This window comes from Acidocella sp. (assembly GCF_035535915.1).
Classification (GTDB): domain Bacteria; phylum Pseudomonadota; class Alphaproteobacteria; order Acetobacterales; family Acetobacteraceae; genus Acidocella.
On record NZ_DATLPB010000114.1, the window covers coordinates 1 to 5466 of the forward strand.

The 5466-nt window shown below is 65.1% G+C and carries 4 protein-coding genes; 1 reads left to right on the forward strand and 3 read right to left on the reverse strand.

The window, feature by feature from the left end; genetic code table 11:
• The first annotated feature begins 93 nt into the window (after positions 1-93).
• Positions 94-642, forward strand: a complete 549-nt coding sequence (locus VNC39_RS15185) for a 5-formyltetrahydrofolate cyclo-ligase (RefSeq protein ID WP_325400493.1) — start codon at positions 94-96, stop codon at positions 640-642.
• A 152-nt stretch (positions 643-794) separates the two neighbouring features.
• On the opposite strand, the gene VNC39_RS15190 is transcribed toward VNC39_RS15185, so the two are convergent.
• From VNC39_RS15190 to VNC39_RS15200, 3 genes are all read right to left on the reverse strand, one after another.
• Positions 795-2195: an amidase gene (locus VNC39_RS15190; RefSeq protein WP_325400494.1), complete on the reverse strand. Its 1401-nt coding sequence runs from the start codon at positions 2193-2195 to the stop codon at positions 795-797.
• Between the two features lie 158 nt (positions 2196-2353).
• Positions 2354-3604, reverse strand: a complete 1251-nt coding sequence (locus tag VNC39_RS15195; RefSeq protein ID WP_325400495.1) for a DEAD/DEAH box helicase — start codon at positions 3602-3604, stop codon at positions 2354-2356.
• A gap of 378 nt (positions 3605-3982) precedes the next feature.
• Complete coding sequence (locus VNC39_RS15200; protein WP_325400496.1) at positions 3983-5296, reverse strand: glycosyltransferase; 1314 nt, start codon at positions 5294-5296, stop codon at positions 3983-3985.
• Between the last annotated feature and the right edge of the window lie 170 nt (positions 5297-5466).

Below are 5466 nucleotides of genomic sequence, written 5' to 3' on the forward strand. Positions count from 1 at the left end.
GCAGCCGCTTTTTGAAAAAAGCGGCGCAAAAACTTTTGTTAGGCTGGGTCGGTGGTGCCGGCACCAGCGCGGCTCTATTCCGGCGCTCGTGTAATGGAAACCGCCGCCGCCAAAGTCGCGCAACGGGCACTGGCGATTGCGCGCCGTGCGTCATGCAATCCGGCCGAAGCCGGCGCGCGCCTGGCCGGACATGTGCTGCGTGACCTGCCGCCCCCGCCAGGAGCCATCGTCGCCGGGTTCTGGCCGATGGCGCATGAGATCGATATCCGGCCTTTGCTCGAAACCCTGGCCACGCGGGGGCACGCTTTATGCCTGCCGGAAACCCCACGCCTCGGCCTGCCCTTGATCTTCCGCGCCTGGCGCCCGGGCGACGCGCTGGTGCCGGGCCGGTTCGGCACGATGCACCCCGCGGGCGATATCGTCCGTCCGGATTTCCTGCTGGTGCCGCTGCTGGCGTTCGACGCCGCCGGCAACCGGCTCGGCTATGGCGGCGGCTATTACGACCGCACCCTCGCCACCCTGCCCCACGCCTTCCGCCTGGGCTGCGCTTTCTCCGTGCAGTGTTTCGAACATGTGCCGACAGAGCCGACCGATTTGCGGCTGCACGCGGTGGCGACCGAAGAGGGCATTACGAAGTTCTAGGAAGAAAGCAGCCGCTTTTTGAAAAAAGCGGCGCAAAAACTTTTGTTACGCTGGGCCATGGGCGTTGTCGCTGACGCAGCCCATGACCCAGCGTTAAAAAAGTTTTTTGCTTCTTTTTTCCAAAAAAGAAGCGCTTCCTTGTCTTCCCTTCCTTAAAATCCCGCCGGCACGCGCTCATGCCAATCGGTCACCGACTGATAGGCCCAGCCGATGCGCAGCGCCGTATCCTCGTCATAACCGCGGCACGCGATCTGCATCGAGGTCGGCAGCCCTTCGGCGGAGAAGCCCGTCGGCACGGCGAGACCGCAAAGGTCGAGAATGTTCACGAACCGGGTGAAATGCGAGGGCATGATCGCCTGATCCACGGTTTCAACCGGGATTGCGGTCATCTTCGTCGTCGGGGTCAGGACCGCGTCGAAGCCGACGAAGGCGGCGGCGAATTCCGCTTTCAGCGCCTCTCGCGCTTGCAGCGCCCGGAAATATTCGGCCGCGGAAATTTTCGCCCCGCCAAGGATACGGGCGCGCACGCCCTCATCGATCGGCAACGTCTTGTCTTCCACCAGTTCACCCGCCAGCCCATAGGCTTCCGCCTGCATGATCTGGCTGGTGAGCAGCGTGTAGTCGCCGAATGGTTTCGGCAGTTCGATGGTGCCGATCTCGGCGCCGGCCCGGGCCAGCGTTTCCAGCGCCTGGTCGTAGGCGGCGAGAATGTCCGGCGCCACGCCGGCGCGTTCGCTCTCCGGGATCCGCGCCAGGCGCAGGCCCCGCACGCCACGCTTCAGCGCCGCAATCGGCGCCGCGCCCGGCTGACCGATGGTCAGCTTATCCAACGGGTCCTCGCCTTGCAGCAATTGATAAAGCAGTGCCGCATCCTCGACCGAACGGGTGATCGGGCCCGGCGTGTCGAGGGTCGGCGTCAGCGGCAGCACGCCGTAAGTACTGATGCGGCCAATGGTCGTCTTCAGCCCGGTCACGCCGCAGAAAGAGGCGGGCAAGCGCACCGAGCCGCCGGTATCGGTGCCGATGGCCCACGGCACCAGGCGCGCCGCCACGGCCACGCCCGAGCCGCTGCTGGAGCCGCCGGGCACGCGGTGCGTCTCCATGTCCCACGGGTTGCGCGGCGTGCCCATGTGCTGGTTCGTGCCCCAGCCGCCGAAGGCGAACTCAACCGTATGCGTCTTGCCGATCACGATCATGCCGGCGGCGATCAGCTTGCGCGCCAAAGTGGCGGTACGCGTTGCCCGGCGCTGGGCCCAGACTTTCGAGCCGCCGGTCGCGACCCGGCCTTCGATGTCGACCAGGTCTTTCAGCGCGATCGGCATGCCATGGAACGGCCCGACCGCATGGCCGGAACGGATCGCCTTGTCCGCCGCTTCCGCCGCCTGCCGCGCATCATCGAGATAGGTCGCGACGAAGGCGTTCAGGCGCGGCTCCTGCGCGTTGACCTTGGCGATCACCGCGTCGATCACCTCCACGGGGGAGACGCGCCGCGCGGCAATGTCGGCGGCCAGCTTATGCGCCGGCAAATGGGTCAGATCACGCATGGTCGACATCGCAGCACCTCCAGAAAGAAAGCAGCCGCTTTTTGAAAAAAGCGGCGCAAAAACTTTTATTTACGCTGGGCCGGCGGCATTGAAACCAGCACGGCCCAGTTTATAAAAGTTTTTTGCTTCTTTTTTTTCAAAAAAGAAGCGCTTGCTTTCTTCCTTGTCTACGCCGCGCGGGAAGCGCCGCGTTTGTCCTGGTATTGCGGGCGCTTCGGCTTGGGCTTGCGCACGATCATGTCCGGGTGGCGCTGCGGCTTCCGGGCCGGCAAGGCGTGGGCCGGGCGGGTGCCGCTGGCGACGGCCATTTTCACGCCGGTCAGCTTCTCGATCGAATTGAGATAAGCGAGCTCGGTGGCGTCGCAGAAAGCCACCGCGACGCCGCTCGCGCCGTTGCGTGCGGTGCGGCCGATGCGGTGCACATAGCTTTCCGGCTCGTTCGGCAGCTCATAGTTGACCACATGCGAGACGCCGGTCACGTCGATGCCGCGGGCGGCAAGGTCGGTGGCCACCAGCACGCGCACGGTGCCGGCCTTGAACGCCTCCAGCGCGCGTTGCCGTGCATTCTGGCCGAGATTGCCATGCATCGCCGCGGCCGTGATCTTTTCCGCGTTGAGCTGCAAAGCCACACGGTCAGCGCCGCGCTTGGTGCGGGTGAACACGATGGCCCGGGTCATTTCCGGCCCGCGCAGCAGGTCAACCAGCAGCGCCTTCTTGCCCGAGGCTTCAACGAAATGCACCGACTGGTCGATGCGCGTGGGGGTGGACGACACCGCCTGGATGGTGACGCGCACCGGGTCGCGCAGCAGGCCCTCGGCCAGATGCACGATTTCCTTGGGCATGGTGGCGGAGAACAAAGCCGACTGGCGGCGGGTGGGCAGCGCCGCGACGACCTTGCGGATGTCCGGCATGAAGCCGAGATCGAGCATACGGTCGGCCTCGTCGAGCACGAAGAACTGGCACTGGTCGATCAGCAGATTGCGGGTGCTCATCAGGTCGCAGATGCGGCCCGGCGTGCCGACCACGATGTCCGCGCCGCGCGACATGCGGTTAACCTGGCCGGAGCGCCCGACGCCACCGACGATCAGCACGGTGTTAAGCACGAGGCCGGTGCCGAATTTCTTGAATTCCTGCTCGATCTGTACCGCGAGTTCGCGGGTCGGCGACAAGATGAGCGCGCGGGTGCCGAAACGGCGCGGGCGCAGCGGGTTGGCGGCCATCTGCTGCAGGATCGGCAGCGCGAAGGCGGCGGTCTTGCCGGTGCCGGTCTGGGCGATGCCCAGCACGTCGCGGCCCGACAGGCCGGCCGGAATGGCGCCCGCCTGAATCGGCGTGGGGCTGGTGAAGCCGCTATTCTTCAGCGCCTGCAGGATGGGCGCGGCAAAGCCTAATGATTCGAAAGTGATTTGGTCAGTCATAAACAAACGTCTCCGGCGCTTCGGAACGAGGTTCCAAGCGATCTTGTCCGGTATCCACGCGCGATTTTGGAATGGACGGGGATAGAAATGCCCGAGAGGCGTCCCCGCCCCTAACAGCAGATTGGCCGCCAAGGCCGGGGGATCCCCGGTCGCGCATTCGCGGTCAACGTGGGCCTTATGCCCGGCTTCGCCGTCGCGCCGCAAGGATTAGATGCGCGACCCAGCCCTGCGCGGCCACATTTTTTCTCCCGGTCGGGAAGCAAGCAGCCGCTTTTTTGAAAAAAGCGGCGCAAAAACTTCTTTTATGCCGGGCGGAGGGGCTGAAGGTTCCGGCGATGCGTCGCACCGTTGGAATAGCCCCGGAGGGCACGGGCCGTGTCAGCGGCAGCGCCCATACCCATCCCTTGCGCTCATTGCCGCCGGCCACGGCGCCCTTTTGGGCAAATGGGACGGCATGGCGGCGAACATCGAAACGCCGATGGCGGCGAGATAGGGCAGCGACTGGATGAACAGCATGGCGCACCACAGCCGCACCTCTAGCGTCGCCCAATCCTGGCTGATCCCCACGCCCAGCAACGCGCTCCAGATCAGAAGCAAAATCCAGAACTCCTCGCGCGCCATCGCCAACCCCCGCGCCAAAGCCGGCGCGCCGGTCATTTTCGGCATACGCGAGGATGGCGGTTGGCTGGTGAACAGCCCCCGCCACACCGCCTTGCCGATGCCATGCGAGAGCGCCAGCCCCGCCAATGCGGCGCCGGTCCGCCCGGCGAAAAGCGGCGCGAGCTTGAACAGGAACAGGCCGAACGGCAGCAGAACCAGCGCGGCCGGGACTTCGCGCGCCGGATCCAGGATCAGGCCAATTGACCAGGCCAGGCTCATGATCAGAAACGCCAGGCCCAGCGCGTCGCCCATGCATGGCAGCCAACCGGCCACGAAATGCCAACGCGGACCGGGCGTGAGCGCCTTGCTGAATGGGTTGAGCAAAGCCCCGGCATGGGCGCGCAGGACGCGCATGGCGCCATAAGCCCCGCGGGCGCGTTGCGCGCGCAACGCCGCGAAATCATCCGGCAGCACGCTTTTGCCGAAGCTCCGGCCGGCATAGACCGCCGCATATCCGGCACGAAACAGACGCAGCGCCAGCTCGACATCCTCGGTGACGCACCATTCCGCCCAGCCCTGCACGGCGTTGAGCGCCTGCTTGCGGATCAGCGTCGTCGCGCCGTGTTCCCCGAACATATGCCGCCTGAAGGCGTCGCCGTCCGCATCGCGGGACTCCCGCGGCGATTGGGCGAAGCCTAGCTTCGGGTCGGCGAAGGCCGGCACCATCGCCCGCAGCCAGTCCGGCGCGACGATATGATCACAGTCGATCACGCCGATGATGTCCGCATCCGGAGCGGTCTCACACAGCGCGAAATTCAGCGCACCGGCCTTGAGCCCCTTATATTTGCCCAGCGTAAAAAAGCGGAATTTCGGGCCGAGGCGCGCGCAATGCTCGGCCACCGGCTCCCAGAGATGCGGGTCCGTGGTGTTGCTGTCGACCACCAGCACCTCGAACCGGTCGTAATCCAGCGCGGCGAGCGCATCGAGCGTTTCGCGCACATTCTGCGGCGGCTCGTTGCAGATCGGCAGATGGATCGACACCTTCGGCAATCTGGTGCCGCTGGGGGCCGGGAGGAGCAACTGACAAGTCATGACACGGATCCAAAACAGACGGGACGAGCCCCATCTGTCACAGTCCGTAACGGACCAGTGCGGCAACGGTTGGGCGCCTTTATGGCCCAAACAAGGCAAGGCGCTGATTTCTAAAGGAAGATTGGCCCCTGTTTTTTACCGCGAAACGGGTTAGGAGGGACATATGCACC